Source organism: Catellatospora sp. NPDC049609 (assembly GCF_040675365.1).
GTDB lineage: Bacteria > Actinomycetota > Actinomycetes > Mycobacteriales > Micromonosporaceae > Catellatospora.
The window spans coordinates 1-26,028 of record NZ_JBFAOU010000004.1 but is presented as its reverse complement, the minus strand read 5'-3'; the positions used below and the strand labels follow the sequence as shown (position 1 = coordinate 26,028).

The following is a 26,028-nucleotide window of genomic DNA, read 5'->3' as shown; positions in this document are numbered from 1 at the left end:
GGGTGGTAACGGATCAACGTTCCCACCGGTACCCGGGCCGCCGCACGGAAAACGCCCCACCGCCGGTGCGGTGGGGCGTTTCCGATCACAGTGTCACGCGGGACGGGTCAGCGGGGCTGCCCGGCCGTCCGGTCCGCGCTCGGGTCGTCCCCGAGCGGCCCGCGCCGACGGCGTGCGGTCAGAGGGCGCCCAGGATGGCGGCGGGGGCCTCGACGATCTTGCCGGTCGGCTTGGCGATGGTGACCGCCTCGCCGTAGTTGCTGTAGGCGACGGTCATGTCGCCGACGCCCGCCTGCGGGATGGCCTGGCCGACCTTGACGGTCATGGTCAGCAGGCGGCCCTGGTCGTCGAGGGTGGCCTCGAACGGCACCGCGCCCGCGTTGGCGCCCAGCGCCGCGGCGGCGGCCGCGTTCATCGTCGGCGACTTGGTCATGTCGATGGTGCCCTTGACCTTGTTGGTGCCGTCCCACTCCACGGCGGCGGCGCTGCGCAGCAGGTTCTCCGTGTACGACGGGTCCTGCATCTGCTTCTTCAGCGTGCTCTCGGCGCCGAGCTTGGCGATGTCGACGTGCATCCAGTCGGCCGGCATGCCGGGCACGCCCGCGGCCTTGAGCCACAGCTCGTCGCCGAGCTGGATCGTCTCCATGTTGAGGTTCTGGCCCATGACGCCGACCTGCATCACCATCGCCGAGGCCTTCTTCGGGCCGTCGATGCTGCCGGTGACCTTCATCTCGGCGGTGCCGGTCATCGACATGGTCATCTTGGCGGTGGTCTCGCGCAGCTTGGTCGAGGCCTTCGCCAGGGCGTCGGACGCCGAGGCCTGGGTCTGCGCGGAGGCGCTGGCGGACGCGCCGGTGCCCGGCGTCTCAGCCGGGGTCTCCTGGCAGGCGGCCAGCGCCGCGATCGTGGCCAGACCGGCCACCGCCACTGCGAAACGACGTACTCTCACGTGTCTTCCCTCCCCATCGGACCCCGGGCGGCGGCCCGGGGCACAAAACAGCAGCCTAGTGAACCCCCGCCAGGCGCGCGCGGCACGCACCGCGCCTTGACGCCGGCGGGCGGTCCCGGTGATGATCAGCGCTACACCTGTCGCGACCTCGGCGGACCCCGCAGCGGATGCGGCCCGCGCGGGCTGAAACGTCGACTCACCTACCCAGGAAGGCGCCGCGACATGCGTGTTGCTCATCACGGTCCCCTCGACGTCCTCGTGCTCGGCGGGGCGGGCGTCGACACCATCGTCGACGTCCCGCAGCTGCCGCTGCCGTACGCCGACAGCTACCCGGTCCCGGCGATCACCACCCGGGCCGGGCACACCGGCGACAACGTCACGCTCGGCCTGCACGCCCTGGGCCTGCGCACGCACCTGCTCGACGTACTCGGCGAGGACCCCGAGGGCGCCCTGGTCCGCGACCTGCACCACCGCTCGGGCAGCCGGTTCACCGCCCTGGCCACGGCCGCCGGCACCAAGCGGGCGGTCAACCTGGTCGGCCCGGACGGGCGGCGGCTGTCGCTGTACGACGTCAGCCGCGGCGGGGAGCATGACCGCTTCCCCGAGGCGCTGCTGGCGGAGCTGGCCGACGGCTGCCGGCACGTGCACGTGTGCATCACCCATCCGGGGGCGTACGCGCTGGAGCAGCTCGCCGGGCTCGGCACGACCGTCTCCACCGACCTGCACGACTGGGACGGGCACAACCCGTACCACGCGCAGTTCGCCGCCGCGGCCGACGTGGTGTTCCTGTCGGCCACCGCGCTGGCCGACCCCGAGGCGGTGATGCGCGGCGTGCTCGGGCTCGGCCGGGCGCACACCGTCGTCGCGACCGACGGCGCCCGCGGCGGCTACCTGCTCACCCGCGCCGACGGCGGGGTACGCCGGTTCGCCGCGGTGACGCCGCCGCGGCCGGTGCGCGACTCCAACGGCGCGGGCGACGCGTTCGCCGCCGGGTTCCTGTTCGGCCTGCTCGACGGCCGCGACCCGGACGAGTGCGCGCGGCTCGGCGCGATCGCGGGCGCGCACGCGTGCACGGTCGCGGCGACCGAAGTGGACCCGATCGACCGCGACGCGTTGTTGGCACGCGGCACCACGTTTTGAGTGGCGCGGTTGCGGTTACATGGGGTCCATGAGCCTGCTGTTCCGGAAGACCTGGAAACTCGGCCCCCTGCGCCTGAACTTCACCCAGGGCGGCCTGTCCTCATGGAGTCTGCGTATCGGCCGCTGGTCGTGGAACTCCCGAACCCGCGCGCACCGGGTGGACCTGCCCGGTCCCTGGTCCTGGAAGCAGGACAAGGGCGGCGGCGGTCAGCGCTGACCTGACCGTCCTCTCAGGGGTGCGTGCCGCGAGGCGCGCACCCCTGAGTCGTCTCAGACGGGCAGCGTCCACTGCTCCAGCACGCGGCTGCGGCGGAAGCCGAGCCGCTCGTTGATGCGCAGCATGTGCTCGTTGGACGGTTCGGTGGTGGTGCGGATGCGCCGCACCGCGCCGCCGTCGGCCGCCAGCCAGCGCAGCATCTCCGCCTTCACCCACAGGCCGAGGCCGTGGCCGCGGTGCGCCGGCACCACCACGGTGTCGTCCTGGTGGGCCAGCTCCGGGGCGAGCAGCGGGATCTCCAGCACGGTGAGCCCGGCCACCGTGCCGTCGGCCTCGTGCACGGCGGCGACGACCCGGCGTTCGAGCCCGGCCGCGCGGGCGCGGCGTTCGACCGCCCGCACGTGCTCCGGCGAGTTCGGCGCGGACAGGTAGCCCAGCCCGCCGTCGGGCGAGTCCGCCATCGCGTCGGTGGCCGCGGCGTACGACGCCAGCAGCGCGTCGGGCACGCCGTCACGCCAGCGTTCCAGCCGGTAGCCGGGCGGTGCCGCGACGTCGACCGGGGCGGCGGTGCACAGGTCCACCTCGGACTCCCACAGCCGCTGCACCCGTCGCGCGCCCGCTGCCGCGGCCCAGGCGGCACCGGGTGTGTCCGCGGCCGCGTCGAGCACGAGGGTGTCGCGGCCGTCGCGCGCGGTCGCCTCGCGTACCGCGGCCAGCAGCGCCGTGCCGTGCCCGGCGCGGCGGCGGTCCGGGCGGGCGGACACCGAGCCGAAGCCCCAGCCGAGGTTCTCCCGGTCGGACAGGAACAGCTCGGCGAGCCCCACCGGCTCACCGTCGGCGCACGCCAGCCAGCGCAGCATCCGGCCGTCCGGGTGCGGCGTCACCAGTGCCGCGGTGCGCACCGCCGGCGGCAGGTCCGGGTGGCCCGGGTCGTCGTGGCGGTCGGCGGCCGACGCCACCGCGTGCCAGCAGGCGAGCTGCTCCCGCAGGGCGAGCCGCGGATCGAACGGTGTCACAGCCATGCTCGTGTTGTAGCGCGACCCGGCCGCCCGCGCCAGCGGTTTGGCGACCGGGTCCGCGCGTCAGAGGTAGCGGTGCGCGATCGGCAGGAAGACGTGCTTGTGCGGCCGGGCCTGGGCCAGCAGCTGGCGCAGCGCGACCACGGACCGGTCCGCGGGGTCCAGCCTGGTCGCGGCGACCGCCGCCGCCCACGCCGGGTCGTCCTCGCACGCCTCGACCAGCAGGTCCAGCACGAGCGGCGACTGGGAGTCGCCCTCGACCGCCTGCTCGCCGAGCAGGTCCAGCAGGAACGGCCAGCGGACCATCAGCTCGACCAGCCGCGCCATCTCGATGCTGTGCCGCTCGATGGCCAGCCGGCTGGTGCTGAACTGGCCGCTGCGGTGCTCCAGCACCATGTAGAAGCGCCACAGGTTGACGAAGGCCTTGGTCTGGCGGGGGTTGCGGCTGGGCAGGCTGAGGACCGCGCTGCGCAGCGCGTCGCGTACCTCCGCCAGCGTCTCCAGATCGGACACCACCGCGACCGCGTCGGGCGTGCCGCTGCTGGGCATGAGGACGACCTCGACCGTGGTCGGCGCGTCGGTGGCGGGCGCCGCCGCGGGCGCCGCGGCGGCTGCGGCGGTCTCCCCCGCCGGCGTGCGCGGCCTGGGCACCCGCTGCGCGTCCGGGGCGGCGGGTTCGGCCGGTGACATCGCGTTGCCGGAGCCGCGTTCGAGCAGCCGGTCCAGGTACTGGCTGAGCGCCACGTCGGGCACCCGGGGCAGGCGGATCGGCAGGTCGATGATCTTCTCCATGAACCGCCACCCGGTGTGGCGCAGGTGGCCGAAGCTCGGCGGATCGTCGCGGGCGCGGTCGTTGATGCCGGCGAACGCGGTCTCCAGGTGCGCCGCCACCGTCGCCGGATCGAGCGCCACCACGAACACGCACTGCCCGAACGCCTTGTTCAGGAAGAGGTTGATGGCCTCGATGGTGTCGGCGACGATCTCCGGCCCGCACCGGTCGAGGTCGTCGATGAACACGTAGAGCGGGTTGTTGGCGGTGGCCAGCTTGACCACGCTGCCGACGTCGTGCTGCAGCATGTAGAGGTAGCCGCGGTCGGTGGAGGTCAGCGGGTCGCTGGTGCCCTTCCAGGCGTGCTCGGGGCCCGCGGTGCTGTTCAGCTCGTCCGGGGCCACCCAGCCGTGGATGTGCTTGAACGAGCCGCTGGTCAGCTGCGCGATGGTGCCCAGCACAGCCAGCATGATCAGGGTGGTGGGGCCGAGGAAGGCGGCGACGCTCGGGCTGTTGATCGCGGTGACGCCCATCGAGACCACCGCCACGGCCGCGGTGAACAGCAGCAGGCCGCCGGTGAGCAGGCCCGCCAGCGAGCGCGGGATGTAGCTGGCGATGATCCGCTTGCGCATCGCGGTCGGGTCGGTGCGGCGCAGGTTGAGGTCGAACCAGAGCCGCTCGCGCTCGGCCTTGGCCAGCCGCTCGGTGACCGCGATGAGGATCTCGCGGGTGAGCCCGGCCCAGATCTGGTCGGTGCGCTCGTACATCCAGGGGTTGAACCACACGGTGATCGGCGCGGGGCGGCCGTCGCGCGGGCGCAGCGTCGTCATCTCGTACGCCAGCGGCGCGTCGTGGTCGCCCGAGCGCTGGATCTGGCTCCACGCCCAGGCGCGGGTCAGCCGCAGGCGCACCCGGGGCGGCCGGGACCGCCGCCGGAACTGCCACCACCGCGGCTCGCGCGGCAGCGCCGCGAGCGTGTGCGTGGGCGCCTTGTCCGGCCGGGAGTTGGTGTTCGCGTCCAGGTCCGCCGACCAGGGGTCGATGCGCACCCGCAGCTGGCGCAGCAGGCTCGACTTACCCTGACCCCAGGGCGCGTGCACGCCGACGACGACCGGCGGCCGGGTCTCCTCGGCGGTGAGCGCGTCGAACAGGGTCTCGACCAGCGGGTCGCGGGCCAGATGGTCGTCATGGCTGGGCTGGTCCTGCAGCAGGATCGAGGCCGGCTTCACGCCGCGGCCGACCGAGCCGCCGGAGCGCAGCGGGCTGTCGGCGGTCACCGGCCACAGCCGGACGTGGCCGTCCTGGCCGCCGGTGATCATCGCGGCGCGCCGGCCGACCGTGCTCGCCTGCGGCGCGATCTCCACGACGTCGATCGCGGGGATGCCCGCCGTGTTGACCCGGGCCGGCGTGCCGACCAGCGTCCCGTCGACGTGCCAGACCAGCACGTGCCCGTCGTCGCACGCGCCGAGGACGAACACCGTGCCCTGCACGTCGACGCCGTGCAGGGCCTTGACCTGCCCGGTGAGGTACGACCTGCCCATCCGGTAGAGCTGGGCCCCGGTGATCGGGTCGATCAGCTCGACCACGCCGTCCTGGCGCGCCGAGACGACCAGGTGGCGGCCCGCGTCCTGCAGGCCGGCGGCGACGCCGACCGCGTGCAGGCCGAGCGGCCGGCCCGCGCCGGTCGCGGTCGACACCGCCCGCAGCCCCCGGCTCGATCCGACGACGACGAGCATGTCGTCGCCGTCGGGCACCGGGATCAGCGAGTTGACCTCGCCGCAGTCCGTGGCGAGCACCCGGGCCACCGGCACGGTGCCGGGCGCGGGGTCGAGCGCGATGGTCCGCACGGTGCCGTCAGCTCCGCCGCTGACCAGCATCAGCCCGTCCGGCCCCGGGTAGGTCGCCAGCGCCCACACCTCGCCGACGTGGCCCATCGGCAGCTCGGCGCGCAGCCGGCCGCTCGCCGGGTCCCAGTCGAGCACGCGGTGGTCGGCGCCCCCGCTGACCAGGTGGGGCCGGTCCGGGTCGCCGCCCGCCGCCAGGGCCCGCACGGTGCTGGAGTGCCGGCGCAGGAACAGCGGGTCGCGGGCGCGGGTGGGGTCGATCACGCTGACCGCCTGGTCCACCCCGGCACAGGCGAGGTACGTGCCGTCGGCGGTCTCGCCGTGCGTGAGCGCCCAGATGGTGGTCTCGCTGCGGTACACCACCCGCGACGACTCGGCTGTCAGCAGCGCGGTGCTCAACCGCTTGATCTTGAGCTGGCCGTTCATGTCGCCGGAGGCGATCACCACGCCGTCGTCGGTGGTCAGGCAGGCCAGCGCCCACACCTCGCCCGAGTGGTGGTCGACCTTGAACTCGGGCCGGTCGCGCGAGCCGTCCAGCCGCCACAGCGCGACCGCGCCGCTGGCCGAGGCGGTGATCAGCATCGTGGTCCGTTGGTCGGAGACGTGGCCGAGCCGGCGGATGGTGCCGTCGGCGGTGAACGCCTCGCGCGGCACCAGCTCGGCGCCGCCGACCCGCCAGGCCCGCATGTGGCGGTCGGCGCCGCCGCTGACCACGATCGGGGTGTCGCCGTCCTCGCCGTCCGCGGTGACGATCAGCGACCAGATCGGGCCGTCGTGGGCGCGCTGCAGGGCCGAGGTGCCCCGGCCCAGGTCCCAGGTGGCCAGCTGGCCGTCGGTGTACGCGCAGGTCACCCACTGGGTGGCGGCGGCGCGGTAGGCGCAGGTGCGGTAGAGCCGGGCGGGGTCGCTGTCGGGCGGGTCGGGCAGCCGGGTGACCTCGTCGGCCTCCAGGTGCCACAGGTACACCCCGCTGTCGAGCACGGCGACCACGGCGCGCGCGCCGTTCTCGCCGAACTCGTCGAGGTCCTTGACCCCGCCGGGGCCCAGCCGGCGGCTGCTGACCAGCGCGCCGGTGGCCGGGTCGTAGCAGCGCACGGTGCCGTCGACCCCACCCGCCAGCAGCAGCGTGGCGCCCGGACCGGACGGCAGCGGGTGCACCGCGCCGGCGACCCGGTCGGGGTCGATGATCCGCAGGGACCCGCCGGTGTCCGGGTCCACCAGTTCAATACCCTGGTTGCGGGCGACCGCCAGCACCATCCGGTCGCCGACGCTGAGGAAGCACATGTGCTGGACGGCACCGGTCAACCCGGCCGTGGCCGACTGCGTCATGAGTTTCTGCGCCCCCCGCGGCTCGGTCAACGCGTGTGGCCCCGCTGCGATAACGTGCCCCACAAGCCATCTGAATATTTCATCTCCAGCACGAGTGCGCCATCCCTCCAAAGACGAGGATCGGCGCACATGCGTACCGCATGGCAAGGTGTTGATCGACCAGTGAAGACCACCAAGGCCGGCCGGCCCGCCCGGGCCGGCTCCTCCCCCGCCGCCGAGGTGACGATGATCCAGACCACTGACGTCGCCGAGCTGCCCGCGCCGCCGAGACCGTGGTGGCGCCGGGTCGACGCCCTCGACTGGGTGCGGGTCGGCCTGCTGGTCGGCGGAGTGCTCGCGGTGGCCTTGGGGCTGCTGCCCCGCGCCGACGCGCGGGAGACCGTGGAACGCATCCTGCCGCTGCTGATCTTCCTCGGCGCGGTGATCATCCTCGCCGAGCTGGCCGCCCGCGCGCAGGTCTTCGACGTGATCGCGGCCCGCATCACCATCGCCGCCCGCGGCAGCAACCTCGCCCTGTTCGCGCTGTGCCTGCTCTTCGCGGCCGCCACCACGATCTTCCTCAACCTCGACACCACGGCCGTGCTGCTCACCCCGGTCATGCTCGCCACGGCGGTGCGGGCCGGCGTGCCCGCGCTGCCCCTGGCCATGACCACGGTCTGGCTCGCCAACACGGCGAGCCTGCTGCTGCCCGTGTCGAACCTCACCAACCTGCTCGCCATGAACCGGGTGCAGCTGTCACCCCTGGAGTTCGCCGCCCGCATGGCGTTGCCGCAGCTGGGCGCGCTGCTGGTGGTCGCCGGGTGCCTGTGGCTGTTCTACTGGCGCCGCAGCCCCGCCCGCTACGAGCCGCCCGCGCCGGTCAAGCCCGTGGACCGGCGCCTGTTCATCGCCGGGTCGGCGGCCTGCGCCGTGTTCATCCTCGGGGTGATCACCGGCCTGAGCATCTACTGGGTCGCGCCGCTGTGCGCGGTCGCGGTCGTCGTCGCGTTCGCGGTGTGGCGGCGGGCGGAGCTGTCCTGGAAGCTGCTGCCCTGGCGGCTGCTGGTCTTCGTGACCGGCCTGTTCCTGGTCGTGGACACCATCGGCCGGCACGGCCTGTCGGACTGGATGACCGCGCTCATCGGCACCGACCCCGGCGACGAGGGCGTGATCCGTGCGGCGGCCGCCGGCGGGGTCCTGTCGAACGTGCTCAACAACCTGCCGGTCTACCTCGCCGGCGAGGCCGTGGTGCCGGTCGCCAACCACGACCAGCTGCTCGGCCTGCTGATCGGCACCAACGTCGGTCCGCTGATCACGCCGTGGGCCTCGCTGGCGACCCTGATCTGGGCGGAGAGCTGCACCTCGGCCGGCCTGAAGATCCAGTGGGGCCGGTTCATGCTCGCCGGTACGGTGACCGCGGTGCTCACCTTCGCCGCGAGCGTGGGCGGCCTGCTGCTGAGCATCCACCTCTGACTCGGCTTTGCTCTGCTTACGGATACGCACCGATCGCTGTCTCTGGTCAGAATCCGCAGCCAGACCGCAGATCCCGACCAGAACTCGCGATCAACACCAGGCGGGGCGGGACGGGCGGGACGCTGCGGCTCACCGCGGCACCCACGCCTCGCCCGATGATCGCTGTTTCCGGTCAGAATCCGTAGCCAGACTGCAGATCCCGACCAGAACTCGCGATCAACACCGGGCCGGGCGGGACGTGGCGGGACGCGCGGACCGGCTACCCGTCCCGGTGCGCGGGCTCAGCCCAGGTCGGCGGACGGGTACAGCGGGAAGCCCGACAGCAGGCCGGTGGTCTGCCCGGCGACCCGGTCGGCGATGCCGACGCGCGTATTAGTAAGCAGAGCAAAGCCGAACCGGAGCCATGGCGTTGCCGCGGCGCCGGGGACTTCAGCTCACGCCCGCCCAGCGCCGCGATGATCGCGCAGCGGTCAGCGAGCGCAGCTCAGAGCAGCTCGACGATGGTGGCGTTGGCCATGCCGCCGCCCTCGCACATCGTCTGGAGGCCGTAGCGGATCCCGTTGTCGCGCATGTGGTGCAGCAGCGTGGTCATCAGCCGCGCGCCGCTGGCGCCCAGCGGGTGGCCCAGCGCGATCGCGCCGCCGCGCGGGTTGAGCCGGGCCGGGTCGGCGCCGGTCTCGGCGAGCCAGGCCAGCGGCACCGGGGCGAACGCCTCGTTCACCTCGTACGCGCCGATGTCGGCGATGGACAGCCCGGCCCGGCGCAGCGCCTTCGCGGTGGCGGGGATGGGCGCGGTGAGCATGACGACCGGGTCGTCGCCGGCGACGACGGCGGTGTGCACCCGGGCCAGCGGCGTGAAGCCGTGCGCGGCCGCCCACTGCGAGGTGGTGACCGCGAGCGCGGCCGCGCCGTCGGAGATCTGCGACGCGGAGCCCGCGGTGACCACGCCGTCGGCCTTGAACGGGGTCGCGAGCTGGCCGAGCTTGTCCAGGGAGGTGTCGCGGCGGATGCCTTCGTCGGCGTGCACGTCGCCGACGGGGACGATCTCCGCGGCGAACAGCCCGCCGTCTGACGCGGCCGCCGCCTTGGCGTGGCTGGCCAGGGCGTACTCGTCGAGCTGGGTGCGGCCGAAGCCCCACCGCGCGGCGATCATCTCGGCACCGACGCCCTGGTTGAACGGCACCGGGGCGTCGCCGGCGAAGCCCTCGACCCCGGCGTAGCGGGTGCGCAGCTCCGGCCCGTACGGCACGCCGAGCTCGCCGACCGACGAGCCCATCGGCACCCGGCTCATCGACTCCACGCCCGCCGCGACGACCAGGTCGGCCTGGCCGGACAGCACGGTCGCGGCGGCGAAGTGCAGCGCCTGCTGGCTGGAGCCGCACTGGCGGTCGAGCGTGGTGCCGGGCACGCTCTCCGGCCAGCCCGCGGCCAGCACCGCGTTGCGGCCGATGTTCCACGACTGCTCGCCGGTCTGCGAGACGCAGCCGAGGATCACGTCCTCGACGTCGGCCGGGTCGAACCCGGTGCGGTCGCCGAGGTCCTGCAGCACCTGGCCGGCCAGGTCGACCGGGTGCACGCCGGACAGTCCGCCGTTGCGCCGGCCGACGGGGGTACGCACCGCTCCGATGATCACCGCATCACGCATGACCGAAGCCTACTGCGAAGTAACCTGAACGGACGATCAGGCCCCGATCCGGCCCACCGTCCAGGCCACGAGCTGCGCCACCACCAGCGCCACCAGCACACCCAGCACGATCCAGCGGACCCGCGCGGCGACCGCGCGGTCGACGAGGACGGCGCCGACGGCGTACGCGACCATGACCGCGACCACCCACAGCTGCGGCGAGTTCAGGAAGCCCCGGACGAGCCAGCCGAAGGCCAGCAGCGCCAGCACGCCCGGCCCGGCCAGCGCCACCGGCCAGGCCGGCCGCACCCGCACGAGCCGTAGCAGCGGCCACATGGTCGCCATCGCGCCGAGCAGGCACAGGAACATGATGCCGAGCGCATCGCCCAGGCACTGGAAGCCCTCGCTCTGGCAGTCGCGCAGCTGGATCAGCAGGTAGGCGATGCCCATCCACACCGCCAGGGACAAGAAGGCGCAGCCCGCGGCGCGGGCGGCCCGGGAAGCCGGGCTCACATCCTGATCCGGCTCGATGCTCGTCATGACGGACATGGTGGCAGATCGTGCCCACGGCACCGGACGGGCGGCCCGTCAGATGGTGTCCCGTGACCGTGCCGGCAGGCCGAACCGGATGGCGACCGGGTTCCAGAGGGCGATGAAGGCGTTCTTCGCCGTGCCGGCCGCCGTGGAGTACGCCTGCCCGTCGGCATAGGCCGGGTTGTGCGGCGCGGAGCCGCCGGGGCAGCCGCTGTTCGCGACGTACCGTGCCCAGCTGACGAAACTCTCGTCGGCGTACAGGGACTGCTGCAGCGCCCGGGCCAGTGTGGCGCGCAGCCGCTCGCCGTCGGCCAGCGCCGACAGGTCCAGCACGGCGAGCTGCTGGAGCTGGCTGCGCCGCTCGTCGCCGACCACCCCCAGGTCGTCGATCGCCCCGGCCAGCCCGGAGCAGCCCTCGACCCGGCTGATCGCCGAGCCGAGCTTGCCGCGGCTGACGACGCTCGCGTCGAGCAGCCGGTCGAGCGCTCCCGCCTGCTCCGTCGCGACGTCCACGGGCGCGACGGGAGCGGGCGGGCCCGCCGACGTCTCGACCGCGACGGGCGTGGTCGGGCCGGTCGCCAGGTCGGCGGTGCCGGGCGTGCCGTCCCTGAGCAGCAGGCTCGCGGCCACACCGCCGCCGGCGAGGATCAACGCCGCAAGCACCAGCGGCCAGCCCCACGCCGTGCGACGGACCGCCGGGGCGGGCTGCGACAAGTACCCGGGCTGCGACGGGTACCCAGGCTGCGACGGAACCAGCGGCGGCGGTGGGAAGGCAGGTTGCGGCGGAACCAGCGGAGGCGGTGGGAAGACCGGCTGAGGCGGGAAGACCGGCTGAGGCGGGAAGACCGGCTGAGGCGGGATGGCGCCCTGCGGGTCGGGCGCGGCCGAAGGCACGGGCTGTCCGTCAGAGTGTGCCTGCGGTCCCGGCATCCACTCAGGCTGCGCCGCGCGCGGACCGTCCGACCACGGGACACCGGCCCCACCCTCGGCGAACGGCACGACGGGTGGGGTGTGGCCGACCGATGCGAGGGGGCTGCCGCAGCCCGCGCACGCACGGGTGGAGGCGTCGTTCTCCAGAGCGCAGACCTCACATCGCATACCTAAATCCTATTGATAGGGATATCTATAGGAATAGCCGCTTTGAGTGGTCTTCGCGGATCGATGGGCGGGTCCGGCATCGGATGATCGGTGTCGACCTGCGGACCGCCCCTGCCCGGCGGCTAAGGTTGGCCACCATGAGCATCTACGACGTACAGATCAAGACGCTGCAGGGCGCCGACGCCGACCTCGCGCAGTACCGCGGCCGGGCCGTGCTCATCGTCAACGTCGCCTCGCGCTGCGGGCTCACCCCGCAGTACAACGGCCTGCAGAAGCTCGCCGAGACCTACGGCGAGCGGGGCCTGGTCGTGCTCGGCGTGCCGTGCAACCAGTTCGGCGGGCAGGAGCCGGGCACCGCCGACGAGATCGCCGAGTTCTGCGACGTCAACTACGGCGTCACCTTCCCGCTGACGGAGAAGGCAGAGGTCAACGGCGCGGGCCGGCACCCCCTCTACGACCTGCTCACGCAGACCGCCGACGCCGACGGCGAGGCCGGCGACGTGACGTGGAACTTCGAGAAGTTCCTGGTCGACCGCTCGGGCACGGTCGTGGCGCGGCTCCGCCCGCAGGTCACCCCGGAGTCGGCCGAGCTGGTCGGCGCCGTCGAGCGGGCACTGGCCTGATCAGTCGCCGCCCGCGCCGGGCCGTTCCTCCTCCGGTGCCGCGGGCAGCAGCCGGTCCACGTCGACCGGCTCCTGCTTGGGCACGTCGCGCAGCGGCAGGTACGGCTCGGCGTCGGGCGGCAGCCCGGCCGCGATGGCGCGCGCCCGGCTCAACTCCGCGTCGAACTTCGCGCCCAGCAGCACCGCCACGTTGGTCAGCCACAGCCAGACCAGGAAGATGATGACGCCGCCGAGCGCGCCGTAGGTCTTGTTGTACGAGTCGAACGTGGCGATGTAGTAGGCGAACCCGGCCGACACCGCGATCCAGCTCAGCATCGCCACCATCGTGCCCGGCGTGATCCAGCGGAACCCGCCCTGCCGCGCGTTCGGCGCCGCCCAGTAGAGCAGTGCCAGCAGCATGTTGATCACCACGACCAGCACCGGCCACTTCACCGCGTCGAACACCTTCACCGTGGTGTCCTGCACCCCGAAGGCCTGCGCCACGCTGGTGGCCACCCGCCCGCTGAGCACCACGGCCAGCGCGCTCGCCGCCAGCGACACGCCGGTGACCGCGGTGACGAACAGCTGCACCGGCACCGTCTTCCACAGCGGCCGGCCCTCCGGCACCCGGTAGATGACGTTGGCGGCCCGCATGAACCCGCCGATGTAGCTCGTCGACGACCAGAACGCGATGGCCAGGCCGACCGCGGCCGCGATACCCGCCGCCCGCTGGTCGTAGCGCAGGTTGTCGATGATGTCGAGCACCGCGTGCCGGGCCGGCGGCGGTGTCAGCTCGCTGAGGTTCTCCGCGACCGCCTCGCTGGTCGCCTGGCCGAACAGGCCGACCCCGGCCACCAGCACCAGCAGCCCCGGGATGATCGACAGCACGCTGTAGTAGGTCAGCGCCGCGGCCCGGTCGGCCAGCTCGTCGCCGAGCAGCTCCACCACCGTCCGGCGGGCGACCCGCAGCCAGGCCCGCAGGCCCAGCTCCGAGGGGCTGCGCGGCCCGCGGGCAAGGATTCTGACCAGCCGGTCCCGGTATGCCCGGCCCGGCTCCCTCGTACGCGCCAACGTGGCCTCCGCGGCAGAGCAGTGTGTCGATCGGTGCACCGTATGACATCAGAGGAGGCCACGGCCGGACAAGGCCGTCGTCTGTGGATCACCCACGCGGCCCGCACCGGGCACGTATGATCAGGTCACCCCCGGTAACGGCAGTGCAGGCGCGGTGAGCACGACGGGGGTTCGGCATGGGCTGGAAATACCACTCGCCACCGGGATGGCCGACGCCGCCGGAGGACTGGACGCCTCCGGCCGGGTGGCGGCCCGACCCGAGCTGGCCCCAGGCGCCCGAGGACTGGCAGTTCTGGATCCCCGACGGCGCTGACGACCCCACGCTGCTGTTCGAGCTGACCGATGAGGACGGCTTCGCGGCAGGTCCGCTGACCAGCGTCGACGACTTCGTGCGCGAGCACGGCGAGCAGCTCGGAGCCGAGCAGCCGGTGGCGGGCGTGCCGCTCGGCGAGCAGCTCGGACCTGAGCTGCCGGTGGCAGGCGTGCCGTTCGGCGACGCGGCGCCCGAGATCACGCCGGTCTGGGCGGCCGAGGCCGCGCCGGCGGCCGGGGACGAGGTCGCCGCCACGACGGTCCACGCCGCCGATGCGGTGATCTCCACGAACGCCGACCAGTTATCGGCCCCGTCCGCCGCCGAACCGGTGGCCGACGCGGTTCCAACGCTCGCCGCCGCGGCGGCGGCGCACGCCGCGGACGCGCAGCCGACGGTCTCCGCCGAGCCCGCGTCGCCGGACCTGGACTCCGCGGCGCAGCCGTCACCAGCGGGGACTCCCGTCGCCGAGCCGGCGCTCTCCGCAGCGCAGGCCACCGGATGGCCGCCTCCCGGCACGTCCGTCGCCGACCCGGTGACGTCCGCGCGCACCACCGAACCGGTGACGCTCAGTCACACGATCGACCCGGCCACGCTCGTGCACACCGCCGACCCGGTGACGCTCCGTCACACGATCGACCCGGTAACGCCGACGCGCACCGCTGAACCGGTGTTCGCCTCGCAGGTCGCCGAGCCGCACGCGGCCGAGCAGGCAGCACCGGCGCACAGCACCGAGCACGTGGCGGCCCTGCCCGGCATCGAGCCCATGGCGGTCGCGCACGGCGCCGAGCCCGTGGCGGTCACACACAGCACCGAGCCCGTGGCGGTCACACACAGCACCGAGCCGGTGGCGGACGTGCACAACATCGAACCCGTGGCGACCGTGCACGGCGCCGCACCGGAGTTCGCCTCGCAGGCGGCCGAGCCGGTGACGGCCGGGCCTGCCGCAGCGCCGGTGCTCGCCGCCGAGCCGGTGGCGGCGGTCGACACGCCGGTCTTCGCCGCCGCCGCCGAGCAGGTCGGCGTGCCGGTGGAGCCCGCACCCGGCGTCCTCCCGGACGCCGCGCCCGCCTGGCGCGACGAGCGAGTGGAGCCCGCGTGGTCCCCGGAGCCGGCCGGATCGGCCGAGCCGGCCTGGGCCGCGTCCGGCGAGGCCGTTCCCGAGCCGGTGACCGACCTGGTGACCGACCCGGCCGCCGCGCCGGCCGACCCGCCGTCCACGCCGGCGGCGGAGGTTCCGCAGGCCGAGCCGGTGACCCCGGCACCCGTGTACGACCCGGTGCCGGAGCCCGCGATGACGAGCTCCGCCGGGTTCGCCATAGCCGCCGGCGGTCCGGCGGCCGCCCCGCACACGCCCGCGCACGCGGGGCCGCACGTGCCCGCGCATGCCGCGCCGGTGTCACCGCGCCCGTGGTGGGCGTGGGCCCTGGGCGGCGCGGCGGGCCTGCTGCTCTGCTCGGTGCTGGGCATCGGCGGTTTCCTCGCCCTGCGGCCCGGCGCCACCCCCGCGGGCGTGGCCGAACCGGGCGCCACCACGGTGCAGACTCCGGGTGGGACAGCACCCACGCAGGAGGCGCAGGGGCGTCCGGTGCCGTCGCCGACCCGGCAGGCCGCCCCGGCGCAACCGCAGGACCAGGTCTTCGAGGGGACCGGGCCGCAGACCGTGCCGGTCGAGCTGGGCGACACCTTCCACACGGTGGCGCTGACCTATGCCGGGGCGGGCGACTTCGTGGTGCGCACGGTCAAGGCCGACGGCCAGGAGATCCAGACGCTGGTCTCCACCACCGACAGCTACGAGGGCGTACGGCCGCTGGACCTGGGCGAGATCCGGCCCGCCGCGGTGAGCATCCAGGCCGACGGCGGCTGGCGGATGGTGGTGCGCCCGCTCGCCGCGTCGCCGACGTGGAGCGGCACCGCCTCCGGGGTGGGCGCGGACGTGCTGCTGATCCCGCGCAGCGCGGCCGACTCCACCCGGGTCGCGTTCGACCACCGCGGCAAGGGCAAGTTCACGGTGCAGGCGATCGGCTCGGACAGCGCGACGCTGATCAGCCAGGAGGGCGACTTCACCGGGGAGACGGTGCTGCCGCACGGCACCGTGGTCGTGGTGATCGACACCAACGGGGTGTGGACGCTGAGCCGGGAGTAGTCCCGCTGCCAGGACGCGGATCGGCCGGAGCAGGTGGTTTGCACGGCCGATCTAGCGTCGTGGCCATGACGACGAGCATCGCGTACGACCGCAAGGAGCAGCTGCAGCAGATCCAGAGCGGCCTGCTGCCCGGCGAGCAGGTGATCGCCGTGTACGACGCCATCGGCGCGGGCACCGGCTTCATCGGGCTGACCGACCGGCGGGTGATCATTCAGGACAAGTCCTTCGTGGGCAAGAAGACCGCGATCACCAGCATCCCGTACAACAAGATCACCAGCGTGAGCGTGGTCAGCAACAAGTCCTGGGCGGGGCAGTTCTTCTCCACCGGAGCGATCGCCATCAACGTCGGCACGCACGTGTACGAGATGGAGTTCCGCGGTGACGAGAAGAGCCACCATGTCCACGATCTGATTCTGACCCGTATCACGGGCTGACCAACCTCCCGCGCCCCCTTGCGCGTTTCGTTATCCGCCAGGGTCACAGGCGGCGACCGCGAGATGGCAGTATGTCGCCTGAACTCGTGGGGAGGGTCCGGTCAGGACGCGGCGGCAGGTCGCGCCCGGCCGGGCGGAGAGAACGGGAGACCAGCCCACCATGGTCGGCGCCGACGCATCACGGCCGCTGCGGTCCACGGATCCGCGTGAACTCGGCGGGTACACGCTGCTCGGCCGGCTCGGCGAGGGCGGCATGGGCAGCGTATACCTGGCGCGGGACCCGAAGGACACCATCGTCGCGGTCAAGGTGATCCGGGCCGACCTGGCCGGGGAGCCCGAGTTCCGGCAGCGCTTCCGCAGCGAGGTCGAGCGGGCCAAGCAGGTGCCGCCGTTCTGCACCGCCGAGGTGCTCGACGCCGACCCCGACCACGAGTCGCCGTACCTGGTGGTCGAGTACGTGGACGGCCCGAGCCTGTCCAGCGTCGTGCAGCTGCGCGGGCCGCTGACCCCGGCGAACCTGCACGGCCTGGCCATCGGGGTGGCGACCGCGCTGACCGCGATCCACGGCGCGGGGGTCATCCACCGCGACCTCAAGCCCAGCAACGTGCTGCTGGCGCCGGGCACCCCGAAGGTGATCGACTTCGGCATCGCGCGCGCGGTGGAGGGCCAGCCCGGCAACACCCGCACCGACCAGCTCATCGGCACCGTGGCGTACATGGCGCCGGAGCGGCTGGACACCAAGGCCCGCAAGGCGCTCACCCCGGCCGCCGACGTGTTCGCCTGGGGCGCCGTGGTCGCGTACGCGGGCACCGGCCGGGTGACCTTCGCCGCCGACTCGATGCCCGCCGTCGCGATGCGCATCATGACCTCGGACCCGGACCTGGACGGCCTGTCCGGGCCGCTGCGCGAGCTGGTGCTGGCCGCGCTGGCCAAGGACCCGGCCGACCGGCCCACCGCCCGCGACCTGCTGGACCGGCTGCTCACCACCGGCCCGGACCGGGCGCTGAGCTCGGGTGAGCTGCCCCGGCAGGCCGCCGCGGCGGCCGAGGCGGGCAGCAAGTTCGCGGTGGTCGACGCCGACCCGACGGGCACCGGAGACCCAGGGCTCAAGGGGCCCCGCCACGGCGGTCCGCGCTGGGCCAAGCCGGTCGCGGCCGGGCTGGGCGCGTCCACGCTGCTGCTCGGCGGCCTCACGGTGGCCCTGCTGACCGGGGCGCTGCCGCTGCCCGCCGGGTTCGCGGCCGGTCCCGAGAGCTCGCCCTCGCCGAGCGCGACCGCGAGCGCGTCGCCGTCGCCCACCGCGTCACCGAGCCCGTCGGCCTCGCCGAGCCCCTCCCCCAGCCCGTCGCCGTCGGCGTCCCCGTCGCCGAGCGTGCCGGCCGCGGCCGCGCCGTACCTGAAGGACGCGCTGAGCGTGGAGCGGTTCTGGAAAAGGCGCGATGACGACCCCAACGGGGCCACCTGCCTGTTCGAGAGCCGCTCGTACGTGGCGACCACCCTGAAGGACTGGTCCTACCAGTGCGGAGGGCCCAAGGACACGCTGGCCGACTTCCGGTTCGAGGTCGACCTGGCGCTGCTGACCGACGGCGCCTGCGCGGCGGTCTTCTACCGCCAGATCGCCTTCCGGGGCTACGAGCTGAAGGTGTGCCAGGAGACCGTCTCGGTGATCCGGCACGCCGAGGGCGACCCCAGCGGCGGGCGCATCCTGCGCGAGCTGCCGCTGGCCAGGAAGCTGGCGCAGGACAGGTTCCACCGGGTCGGCGTCTCGGCGCAGGGCTCGCAGTTCCGGTTCTTCCTCGGCGGCAAGGAGCTGCCCGGCATCGCGCTGGACGACGCCACCTTCGCCGAGGGCAGGGTCGTGCTGGGCGTGGACACCGTGGGGCACATCGGCACGGCGCCGTGGCAGGTGCGCTACCGCAACGCCGCGGTCTGGGCGAGTGCGGCCTGAGCGGCCCCGTCGCGCCCTAGGGTGGAGTCCGGGGCGGCCGGGTCGACGGCGACGTCCGGCCCGGGTCCGCCCACCGTCCTGACGGTCGGCTGTGCGTTCGCCGGGACCCGGCTGGACGGCCGTTGGGGCCGGTGGCCGACGCGGTCGCTCCACACGCGAATCGGCCGCATAAGCATTAGTGAATCTCCCTCACTTCGGTATGCTGAGCTGCCTATATTCGTGGCTATGGTGCAGCGGTTAATCAGCGCGTTCGGCCGGTACAGCGGATTGCTGCGGACCGGTGTCCTCGGCGGGGTGGTCGTCGCCCTCGCCTCGCTACCGCTGGCCGTTCCGGCGGGCATCGGTGCCATGAAGGGCGCGGCCATCTACAACGACCTCCCGACCCAGCTCCAGGATCATCAGGTCGGCCAGACCACGTACGTCTACGCCAACGACGGCAAGTCGCTGATCACGATGTTCTACGACGAGCATCGCAAGTTCGTGCCGCTGACCTCGGTCAACCCGAACGTGATCAACGCGGTGCTGGCGGCCGAGGACGCCCGCTTCTACACCCACAACGGCGTCGACCTGCAGAGCATCGCCCGCGCCTTCGTCGCCAACCGCCAGCAGGGCGAGGTCTCCCAGGGCGCGTCCACGCTGACCATGCAGTACGTGCGCATGGCGCTGCGCGACAGCGCGGTGACCGCACAGGACGCCATCGCGGCGACCGAGCAGACCCCCACCCGCAAGCTCACCGAGATCCGCCTCGCGATGAAGCTGGAAGGCCAGTGGACCAAGACGCAGATCATGGAGGGCTACCTCAACATGGCCTACTTCGGCCATCGCGCGTACGGCATCTACGCCGCCGCCCAGATCTTCTTCTCCAAGGAGCCCAAGGACCTGACCCTGGTCGAGGCCGCCACGCTGGCCGGGCTGGTCAAGGCGCCGTCGGCGTTCGACCCGGCCAACCAGACCACGCCGGCGCTGGACCGGCGCAACTACGTGATCCGGCGGATGGCCGACCTCAGGTTCATCACCGCCGACCAGGCCAACCGGGCCATCGCCGAGCCGATCAAGCTGAAGCTGTCCGCCCCGCCCCGCGACTGCGCCTCGGTGCCGGCCGGCACCCGTGACTGGGGCTTCTTCTGCGACTTCTTCAAGAACTGGTGGATGCAGCAGCCCGCGTTCGGCCCCAACCCGGTGGCCCGGCTGGACAAGCTGCGCACCGGCGGCTTCAAGGTCGTCACCAGCCTGGACCCGAAGCTGCAGGCGTACTCGATGAAGGACCTGCTCAGCCGCTCGTCGACGAACATGCGGCTGGCGTACGGCAACGTGATGGTGCAGCCGGGCACCGGCCGGGTGCTGCTCATGGCGGTCAACCGCAACTACTCGATGGACCAGTCGAAGAACGGGCCGAACTCCGACCCGATCAAGCGCTCCTTCGACGTGAAGGGCAGCTACCCGAACACGGTCGCGCCGCTGCTGGGCGGCGGTGACATCCCGGGTTACCAGGCCGGGTCGACGTTCAAGATGTTCACCATGGTCGCGGCGCTGGACGCGGGCATGAAGATGTCCAAGTCGTTCTACGCCCCGCACCGCTACACCTCGATCTACGTGGTCGAGCCCGGCGGGCCGGCCGCGTGCGGCAACCGCTGGTGCCCGTCGAACGCCAGCGGCAGCATGACCGGCAAGCACAACATGTACTCCGGCTTCGGCAAGTCGGTGAACACGTACTTCGTACAGCTGGAGCAGGCGGTGGGCTCGGACAAGGCGGTCCGGATGGCCGAGAAGATGGGCCTGACCTGGCACACCGACGTGGACCGGCTGCACGCCTCACCCAAGCACGCCGACAAGTGGGGCGCGTTCACGCTGGGGGTGGCCGACACGACCCCGCTGGAGATGGCCAACGCGTACGCCACGGTCGCGGCGGAGGGCATGTACTGCAAGCCGAGCCCAGTCCTGTCGATCAAGACGCCGGAGGGTGCCGAGTTCACCACCACCGTGGACGGCAAGCAGGTCGACGCCGCCGCTCCGCAGTGCGCCCGGGTGTTCAGCCAGGACGTGGGCCGCGCCGCGACCGACGCCGCGCGCTGCGTGACCGGGTACAAGGCCGCCCGCGGCAGCTGCGGCGACTGGTCCACCGGTTCGCGGGTGTACGGCCTGATGAACCGCCCGATCGCGGGCAAGACCGGCACCACCGACGACACCCGCGCCGCCTGGTTCGTCGGCTTCACGCCGGAACTGGCCGCGGCCAGCTTCATCGCCGACCCCGACTACGTGAAGAACGTCGCCGGCGACGGCAACTACAACATGCCGCTGGACGCGGTGGCCAACTCCCTCAAGGAGGCCCTCAAGGACAAGCCCGTCCGCGACTTCAACCCGCCGTCGCGCGACATCCTCAACTGAGGGAAAGGAAGGGCACCTTCTTAACGCTCTGCGTGGTGGAAGGTGCCCTTCTTAACGGTTTCGGTCCCGCCCACCCGCACCGGTGGCGCGGGCGGCGCCGTATCGATCCCGCTGCCTCGGACGGGGTTAAGAAGGTGCCCTTCCTCTACCCATAGGGTTAAGAAGGTGCCCTTCCTTTCAGGAGAGGACCGAGCGCTGCTCGGGGACGCGCCAGTCGTTCATCCAGGACTGTTCGAGGCCGAGGGTGTGGCAGAGGGACTCGGCGTTCCACTCCTCGAAGGGCGGGGGGACCGGGACCTCGTCGGCGCGCAGACGGCGGCAGGCCGCGGCGAGCAGGCGGGCGTCGTGGCGGCCGCCGTCGCCGAGCAGCCGGCGGGCGCTGACCAGCTCCTCCACCACCGCCCGCTCGACCTGGCCGGCCAGCAGCGGGGGCTTGGCGTCCACGTCCACCCGGCGGCCCAGCATGGCGACCACGGTGGACGCGACGACCAGCAGCACCGACAGCCGGAACAGCAGCGCGAGCGCGTCCTGCAGGCCGCCCCCGGCGAACGCGGCGGGGCGCTCCCAGCCGAGCACGTCGGTGAGCCCGAGCAGCGGCACCAGGTCGGCCAGCTGCCAGGCGTAGTCGGTGGCGGCCGCGACCGCGACGTCGAGCGCGGGCAGCACCTCCGGGTTGGGCACCCGGCCGCCGAGCCGGACGTCGCCCGGCACGACCGCGGGTGCCGCGGCGGCCAGCCAGCCCGCGCGCCACGCGCCGACGGTGAGCAGGGCGGCCAGCGCGGTGACCACGCTCAGCCGGGGCGCGGCGGCGCGCAGCTCGCGGCTGAGCGCCCAGCGGTGCGCCCACCGCAGCCGGTCGGCGTGCGGGGCGGCCGGGCGGGCCGGGCGCAGCCGGCGCAGCACGCGCCGGTGCAGCGGGTCACGCAGCCAGGAGGGCAGGTCCAGGGCGACGGGCTCGTGCTCGAAGCGGCCCGGCGGGCGCCGCCAGGACCAGTACTCGCGCACCACGGCCGCCTGCCAGCTCGCCGCGCTGCGGCGGCGCAGCCGCCGGGCGAGGTATCCGAGCACGACGGCCAGCGCCACCGCCGCGACCGGGACGACCACGGCCCCGGGCACGCCGGGCTCGACGGTGGCGGCGGCGACCGCGCCGACGCACAGCGCGGCGGCCGCCGTCCACACGAGCAGGCGCAGCAGCACGGACAGTCCGACCCAGAGCCACGTCACGCCGGAGAACGGCAGCACGCCGTCGCGTTCCCGGCGTGGCAGCCGTTCTGTCCGGACCGCCAGCTCGTTGACCCGGGTGAAGTCCGGCTGGAGGCGGGTCGTGCCGCCGACGGTCCTGACGTCCATGACGCTCCCCAGTGTGCGCGCACACAGCGCGGCGACGGTATTCAAGCCGCACACTAGGGCAAATCACAGCTAAGTACAGTCAGGTGTCTTACACCCCGACGGACAGGGTGTGCGACGCATAACCCATCAGAGTCGGGCGAACCAGTCGCGCACCGCGTCCACGCCGGGCCCGTCGCCGAGCGCCGCCATCAGCGCCACCCGGGCCTGCTCCGGGCGCAGGCCGCGGGCGCCGATCGCGCCGAGCAGCTCGGCCATCGCCTGGTCCGGCGGCAGCACGTCCGCGACCGGGTGGTGGCTGCGGGAGGCGACCACCACCGGCACGCCGTCTTCCAGCAGCCGGCTGATCGCGGCGAACAGGCTAGCCGGCACGTTGCCGCGACCGGTGCCCTCCAGCACCACGCCCCGGACGCCGAGGTCGGCCAGCGCGTCGAGGACCCGCGGGTCGAGGCCCGGGTACGTCTTGACCAGCGCGACGTCCCACTCCGGCGGCCCGGACACCGCAGGCGGCCGGGGCGGCGGGGCGGCCAGCCGCCGCACCCGCCCGTCCACCACGGACGCGACCGGCCCATGCGGCGCCGAGCTGAACCCGTCCGGGCGGGACGCGTCGGACAGCGTCACCCACCGGGCGCCGTGCAGCTCGCCGTGCGCGCAGACCACCGCGCCGAGCCCACGGGACGCCGGGTCGGCGGCGGCCGCCAGCGCCGCGGCGAGGTTGGCCGGGCCGTCGGTGTCCGGGTCGTCCAGTGCCCGCACCGCGCCGGTCAGCACGATCCCCGCCCGCTCGGCGGCCTCCCCCGCCACGAGGTCCACCAGGTACGCCGTCTCCGCCAGCGCGTCGACGCCCTGGGTGAGCACGACACCGGCGTACCCGCCACCGGTCACCGCCTCGCGCACCCGCCGGGCCAGCGCCAGCATCGTGGTCGGCGAGATGTCCCAGCCGGGCTCGCCGGTCACGTCCACGGTGGTCACTTCGGCCGCGACCGGGCCCGCCGCCGCGAGCAGCTCCGCCGCGGTGGCGACGGACTCGTGCCCCGGGCGGCGGCGGTAGGCGACGGTGTCCTTGGTGCCCAGCAGCAGCACCCGGTCAGCCACGGGCGGCCACCTGCTCCTCCAGCCGCTCGACCCGCTCCACCAGCGGCAGGATCTCCCGGCGTACGGCGTCGACCAGCGTCGCCGGGTCGGTCAGCGGCTGCGCCTTGGCGCGCAGGTGGGCGAACCCGATGAGCGCGGCGGCGACCGCGCGGCGCGCCGGGCGCAGCTCGACCCCCGCGGCCCGCAGCACCCGCCCCGCCGCCCCGTCGGGCTCGGCGACCAGCCCCAGCAGCAGGTGCTCGCTGCCGAGGTAGTTGTGCCCGAAGCCGGCCGCCTCGGTCACGGCCAGCTCCAGTGCGCCCGCGGCGGGCACGCTGAGCTGCCGGGCGCCGTCCGGCCCGGCGCCCGGCTCGGCGTCACGCTCGGCGGCCAGCCGCCGGCCCAGCTCGGCCGGGTCGACCTCCAGCGCGGTGAGCACGCGCAGGGCGAGGTTCTCGCCCTCGGCCAGCAGCGCGGCGAGCAGGTGGCCGGTGCTCACCACGGGCGCGCCGGTGTCGCGCGCCTGCTCGGCGGCCAGCCGCACGATGGTGCGGGTGCGCTCGGTCGCGTGCGGCAGCCGGGCGGCGAGGTCGGCACCGTCCAGGTCCGACAGCGCGCCGGCGCGGATCGCCGTGACGCGGCGCACGGCCTGCTCCAGCGCCCGCTGGCAGATCGCGGAGACCGGCACCCCGGTCTCGCGCACGGCGTCGGCGAGGTCATCGGGTAGGTAGACGTTGATCTTCGGCATGGCTGCTCCCTCTGGAGGTTTACAGGTGGTTCCTGTATACCCCCTGTGGGGGTACAAATCTATAACCCCACCACTGAGCTGCAAAAGCTCCGGCCCGGGCCGTCGTCGTGACGGCTCGGGCCGGAGCAGCGGGTCGGGTCAGCCGGTCACGCGGAGGGCGGGTTCAGTGCCGTGGGCAGCGAGATCCGGCCGCCCAGCGCCAGGAAGACCCGCAGCACGGCGTAGCCGGCCAGGGCCACCAGGCCGAGCCTGGCGACGGTGAGCACGATGTGGCCGAACGCGTCGACGGTCTCCGGGAAGGTGTCGACGTATCCCAGCCCGCCCAGCCCGATGAGGAAGGTGATCGCGCCGAAGAACACCGACACGGCGTACTCGACCAGCGCGACCACGGTGAGCAGTTTCGCGGCGGGCAGCGGCGGCGCGACGTGGGTGGCGATCAGCACAGCGACCAGCGGGAACGACATGACGAACAGGTCGAGGAAACCGGCCGACTGCGACCGGGAGACGAGGGTGGTGCCCATCGCCGGGATGATCCAGATCAGCAGCTTGAAGCCGAGGTGGAGTGCGGTGTACCCGAGCAGTGCCAGCGCGAACAGCAGCCGCAGCGGCTTGACGCTCTGCGCGGCTCCGGTGGTGACAGGGGTGGTCATGGTCGGCATCCTAGAGGCCGCCCGACCGGCGCGCCGCTTGACGAAGATCGTACAGGTGTTCGAGAATGCGCAGGTGAAGCACAGGGCACAGGCGATCGTCGCGGTCCACCTGATCCTCCGGCGCGCCGACGACGTGCTGCTGGGGCTGCGGTTCAACACCGGTTGGTCGGACGGGTGCTGGCACCTGCCCGCCGGGCACGTCGAGCCGGGCGAGACCCCGCTCGACGCGCTGGTCCGCGAGGCGGCCGAGGAGCTGGGCATCGGTCTCGACCCGGCCGACGCCGAGCTGGTGCACCTGCTGCACTACGCCGAGCAGCCGCCGCGGCTCAACCTGTTCTTCGAGGTGCGGCGGTGGTCGGGCAGCCCGGTCAACGCCGAGCCCGACAAGTGCGCCGACCTGCACTGGTTCTCGCTGCACAAGCTGCCCTCGCCGCTGGTCGGCTACGCCGGGGCGGCGCTGGCGCACCGGCGCGCGGGCGTGCCCTACAGCGAGTGGGCCGAGGCCGGGTCGGTCGCCGCGCGGTAGGCCAGGTGCCGCAGGCCCCGGCGCAGGTAGAGGCGCGGGGCGAAGCGCAGGTCGGCGGCCCAGTCCGGCGCGGTCTCGCCGCGCTGCCAGGCGTAGTGCGCCAGCGCGTACCCGTACAGCGGCAGGTTCATCCCGGGCCGGCGGCGCGCGCACCGCACCGCCGTGGCGGAGCCGAACACGCCCATCCCGAAGTAGACGGTGGCCAGGTCGGCCAGGCGCTCGGAGTCCGGGTGCTCCGGCGCGATCCGCTCGTCGCCGAGCAGCAGCACGTGCGCCAGCTCGTGGGCGATGGTCGCGACCAGCGGCACCGGGGAGGCGGCGTGCCCGAAGCCCACGGTGATCACGGGGTGACCCGCGCGCACCCGGTGGTGCCCGTCGGGCACCGGGCCGGAGTGCAGCTCCAGCTCCACCCGGACGGGGTCGACGCCCATCCGCACGCACACCGCGTCGAGCAGGGTGCGCGCCTCCTGCACGCCGCCGGCGTAACCCTCGGGGACCAGGTCGGCCGGGCGGACCGGCGGCGGCTTGAGCGGGTCACGCCCGAACTCCGCGGCCAGCCACGTCAGGGACGACTCGAGCCAGGCGTGCTCCTCGGGGCGTACGGGGCACCGCGGTCCGAACCAACGCATGATCAGCATTGTGCGACGGCCACGCCACCGAGAGCCAGTACCCGCGCCGCACCGGTCGGCCCGTAAACCGCTCCCGATCAACGTCCGGCCTGGTCAACCGGGGTGCTGTACGGTCGGCAATCCGACCGTACAACTTCTGCGTCCTATCTCCACCGGCGCGGGCCGCGGACGGTGATCTCCGTC

21 protein-coding genes are annotated in these 26,028 nt (G+C 73.5%); 9 read left to right on the top strand and 12 right to left on the bottom strand.

Going from position 1 to position 26,028, the window contains the following annotated elements; all coding sequences use genetic code 11:
• Nucleotides 1–178: 178 nt before the first annotated feature.
• On the bottom strand, nucleotides 179–949 hold the full coding sequence (locus AB0J67_RS01895; protein WP_363475212.1) for a hypothetical protein: 771 nt from the start codon (nucleotides 947–949) through the stop codon (nucleotides 179–181).
• A gap of 222 nt (nucleotides 950–1,171) precedes the next feature.
• Between AB0J67_RS01895 and AB0J67_RS01890 the strand changes: the two genes are divergently transcribed.
• Complete coding sequence (locus tag AB0J67_RS01890; RefSeq protein WP_363475211.1) at nucleotides 1,172–2,089, top strand: PfkB family carbohydrate kinase; 918 nt, start codon at nucleotides 1,172–1,174, stop codon at nucleotides 2,087–2,089.
• A gap of 28 nt (nucleotides 2,090–2,117) precedes the next feature.
• Nucleotides 2,118–2,306, top strand: coding sequence for a DUF4236 domain-containing protein (locus tag AB0J67_RS01885; RefSeq protein WP_363475209.1), 189 nt, complete (start codon nucleotides 2,118–2,120; stop codon nucleotides 2,304–2,306).
• 53 nt (nucleotides 2,307–2,359) lie between these two features.
• On the opposite strand, the gene AB0J67_RS01880 is transcribed toward AB0J67_RS01885, so the two are convergent.
• Both AB0J67_RS01880 and AB0J67_RS01875 read right to left on the bottom strand, forming a co-directional pair.
• Nucleotides 2,360–3,328, bottom strand: a complete 969-nt coding sequence (locus tag AB0J67_RS01880) for a GNAT family N-acetyltransferase (protein ID WP_363475207.1) — start codon at nucleotides 3,326–3,328, stop codon at nucleotides 2,360–2,362.
• Between the two features lie 60 nt (nucleotides 3,329–3,388).
• Nucleotides 3,389–7,267 (bottom strand): P-loop NTPase fold protein, encoded by a 3,879-nt coding sequence (locus tag AB0J67_RS01875; RefSeq protein WP_363475205.1) that lies wholly within the window; start codon nucleotides 7,265–7,267, stop codon nucleotides 3,389–3,391.
• Nucleotides 7,268–7,429: 162 nt separating this feature from the next.
• On the opposite strand from AB0J67_RS01875, the gene AB0J67_RS01870 reads away from it, so the two are divergent.
• Entirely contained in the window at nucleotides 7,430–8,719 is a 1,290-nt protein-coding gene (locus AB0J67_RS01870; RefSeq protein ID WP_363475203.1) for an SLC13 family permease, read from the top strand.
• Nucleotides 8,720–9,203: 484 nt separating this feature from the next.
• Here AB0J67_RS01870 and AB0J67_RS01865 read toward each other — a convergent pair whose 3' ends face one another.
• Genes AB0J67_RS01865 through AB0J67_RS01855 form a run of 3 tightly spaced genes read right to left on the bottom strand, consistent with a single transcriptional unit; the run spans nucleotide 9,204 to nucleotide 11,540 of the window.
• Nucleotides 9,204–10,364 (bottom strand): acetyl-CoA C-acyltransferase, encoded by a 1,161-nt coding sequence (locus tag AB0J67_RS01865; protein WP_363475201.1) that lies wholly within the window; start codon nucleotides 10,362–10,364, stop codon nucleotides 9,204–9,206.
• A gap of 36 nt (nucleotides 10,365–10,400) precedes the next feature.
• Nucleotides 10,401–10,883 carry a hypothetical protein gene (locus AB0J67_RS01860; RefSeq protein ID WP_363475199.1) on the bottom strand — a complete coding sequence of 161 codons (483 nt, stop codon included), beginning with the start codon at nucleotides 10,881–10,883 and terminating at the stop codon, nucleotides 10,401–10,403.
• A gap of 48 nt (nucleotides 10,884–10,931) precedes the next feature.
• Nucleotides 10,932–11,540, bottom strand: coding sequence for a hypothetical protein (locus AB0J67_RS01855; RefSeq protein ID WP_363475197.1), 609 nt, complete (start codon nucleotides 11,538–11,540; stop codon nucleotides 10,932–10,934).
• Between the two features lie 572 nt (nucleotides 11,541–12,112).
• Here AB0J67_RS01855 and AB0J67_RS01850 point away from each other — a divergent pair.
• A complete protein-coding gene (locus AB0J67_RS01850) occupies nucleotides 12,113–12,598 on the top strand; it encodes a glutathione peroxidase (RefSeq protein ID WP_363475195.1) in 486 nt (161 codons plus the stop codon).
• Here AB0J67_RS01850 and AB0J67_RS01845 read toward each other — a convergent pair whose 3' ends face one another.
• Nucleotides 12,599–13,648, bottom strand: coding sequence for a YihY/virulence factor BrkB family protein (locus AB0J67_RS01845; RefSeq protein WP_363475193.1), 1,050 nt, complete (start codon nucleotides 13,646–13,648; stop codon nucleotides 12,599–12,601).
• A 176-nt stretch (nucleotides 13,649–13,824) separates the two neighbouring features.
• Here AB0J67_RS01845 and AB0J67_RS01840 point away from each other — a divergent pair, with 176 nt between their 5' ends.
• The 4 genes from AB0J67_RS01840 to AB0J67_RS01825 all read left to right on the top strand — a co-directional run bounded on the left by AB0J67_RS01840 (nucleotide 13,825) and on the right by AB0J67_RS01825 (nucleotide 20,871).
• Entirely contained in the window at nucleotides 13,825–16,104 is a 2,280-nt protein-coding gene (locus tag AB0J67_RS01840) for a hypothetical protein (protein WP_363475192.1), read from the top strand.
• 65 nt (nucleotides 16,105–16,169) lie between these two features.
• Nucleotides 16,170–16,538: a PH domain-containing protein gene (locus AB0J67_RS01835; protein WP_363475190.1), complete on the top strand. Its 369-nt coding sequence runs from the start codon at nucleotides 16,170–16,172 to the stop codon at nucleotides 16,536–16,538.
• A 160-nt stretch (nucleotides 16,539–16,698) separates the two neighbouring features.
• A complete protein-coding gene (locus tag AB0J67_RS01830; RefSeq protein ID WP_363475188.1) occupies nucleotides 16,699–18,486 on the top strand; it encodes a serine/threonine-protein kinase in 1,788 nt (595 codons plus the stop codon).
• A 225-nt stretch (nucleotides 18,487–18,711) separates the two neighbouring features.
• On the top strand, nucleotides 18,712–20,871 hold the full coding sequence (locus AB0J67_RS01825) for a transglycosylase domain-containing protein (RefSeq protein WP_363475186.1): 2,160 nt from the start codon (nucleotides 18,712–18,714) through the stop codon (nucleotides 20,869–20,871).
• Between the two features lie 177 nt (nucleotides 20,872–21,048).
• Here AB0J67_RS01825 and AB0J67_RS01820 read toward each other — a convergent pair whose 3' ends face one another.
• The 4 genes from AB0J67_RS01820 to AB0J67_RS01805 form a co-directional block, all read right to left on the bottom strand.
• Complete coding sequence (locus AB0J67_RS01820; RefSeq protein ID WP_363475184.1) at nucleotides 21,049–22,221, bottom strand: hypothetical protein; 1,173 nt, start codon at nucleotides 22,219–22,221, stop codon at nucleotides 21,049–21,051.
• A gap of 126 nt (nucleotides 22,222–22,347) precedes the next feature.
• On the bottom strand, nucleotides 22,348–23,313 hold the full coding sequence (locus AB0J67_RS01815; protein ID WP_363475182.1) for an asparaginase domain-containing protein: 966 nt from the start codon (nucleotides 23,311–23,313) through the stop codon (nucleotides 22,348–22,350).
• The gene (locus AB0J67_RS01810) at nucleotides 23,306–24,040 is read right to left on the bottom strand and encodes a Clp protease N-terminal domain-containing protein (protein ID WP_363475180.1); all 735 of its coding nucleotides are present in this window, start codon (nucleotides 24,038–24,040) and stop codon (nucleotides 23,306–23,308) included. The genes AB0J67_RS01815 and AB0J67_RS01810 overlap by 8 nt, the downstream gene beginning before the upstream one ends.
• A 146-nt stretch (nucleotides 24,041–24,186) precedes the next feature.
• Nucleotides 24,187–24,690, bottom strand: a complete 504-nt coding sequence (locus tag AB0J67_RS01805) for a hypothetical protein (RefSeq protein WP_363475178.1) — start codon at nucleotides 24,688–24,690, stop codon at nucleotides 24,187–24,189.
• Nucleotides 24,691–24,763: 73 nt separating this feature from the next.
• Here AB0J67_RS01805 and AB0J67_RS01800 point away from each other — a divergent pair, with 73 nt between their 5' ends.
• On the top strand, nucleotides 24,764–25,216 hold the full coding sequence (locus AB0J67_RS01800) for an NUDIX domain-containing protein (protein ID WP_363475176.1): 453 nt from the start codon (nucleotides 24,764–24,766) through the stop codon (nucleotides 25,214–25,216).
• On the opposite strand, the gene AB0J67_RS01795 is transcribed toward AB0J67_RS01800, so the two are convergent.
• Nucleotides 25,174–25,845: a hypothetical protein gene (locus AB0J67_RS01795; protein WP_363475174.1), complete on the bottom strand. Its 672-nt coding sequence runs from the start codon at nucleotides 25,843–25,845 to the stop codon at nucleotides 25,174–25,176. The two genes, AB0J67_RS01800 and AB0J67_RS01795, sit on opposite strands and share 43 nt — an antisense overlap.
• Between the last annotated feature and the right edge of the window lie 183 nt (nucleotides 25,846–26,028).

Coding starts and splice junctions, on each gene's coding strand:
- AB0J67_RS01840 (WP_363475192.1), top strand. CDS start 13,825: ATGGGCTGGAAATACCACTCGCCACCGGGATGGCCGACGCCGCCGGAG.
- AB0J67_RS01885 (WP_363475209.1), top strand. CDS start 2,118: ATGAGCCTGCTGTTCCGGAAGACCTGGAAACTCGGCCCCCTGCGCCTG.
- AB0J67_RS01830 (WP_363475188.1), top strand. CDS start 16,699: ATGGTCGGCGCCGACGCATCACGGCCGCTGCGGTCCACGGATCCGCGT.
- AB0J67_RS01795 (WP_363475174.1), bottom strand. CDS start 25,845: ATGCGTTGGTTCGGACCGCGGTGCCCCGTACGCCCCGAGGAGCACGCC.
- AB0J67_RS01810 (WP_363475180.1), bottom strand. CDS start 24,040: ATGCCGAAGATCAACGTCTACCTACCCGATGACCTCGCCGACGCCGTG.
- AB0J67_RS01820 (WP_363475184.1), bottom strand. CDS start 22,221: ATGGACGTCAGGACCGTCGGCGGCACGACCCGCCTCCAGCCGGACTTC.
- AB0J67_RS01825 (WP_363475186.1), top strand. CDS start 18,712: ATGGTGCAGCGGTTAATCAGCGCGTTCGGCCGGTACAGCGGATTGCTG.
- AB0J67_RS01835 (WP_363475190.1), top strand. CDS start 16,170: ATGACGACGAGCATCGCGTACGACCGCAAGGAGCAGCTGCAGCAGATC.
- AB0J67_RS01880 (WP_363475207.1), bottom strand. CDS start 3,328: ATGGCTGTGACACCGTTCGATCCGCGGCTCGCCCTGCGGGAGCAGCTC.
- AB0J67_RS01865 (WP_363475201.1), bottom strand. CDS start 10,364: ATGCGTGATGCGGTGATCATCGGAGCGGTGCGTACCCCCGTCGGCCGG.
- AB0J67_RS01850 (WP_363475195.1), top strand. CDS start 12,113: ATGAGCATCTACGACGTACAGATCAAGACGCTGCAGGGCGCCGACGCC.
- AB0J67_RS01890 (WP_363475211.1), top strand. CDS start 1,172: ATGCGTGTTGCTCATCACGGTCCCCTCGACGTCCTCGTGCTCGGCGGG.
- AB0J67_RS01875 (WP_363475205.1), bottom strand. CDS start 7,267: ATGACGCAGTCGGCCACGGCCGGGTTGACCGGTGCCGTCCAGCACATG.
- AB0J67_RS01860 (WP_363475199.1), bottom strand. CDS start 10,883: ATGACGAGCATCGAGCCGGATCAGGATGTGAGCCCGGCTTCCCGGGCC.
- AB0J67_RS01805 (WP_363475178.1), bottom strand. CDS start 24,690: ATGACCACCCCTGTCACCACCGGAGCCGCGCAGAGCGTCAAGCCGCTG.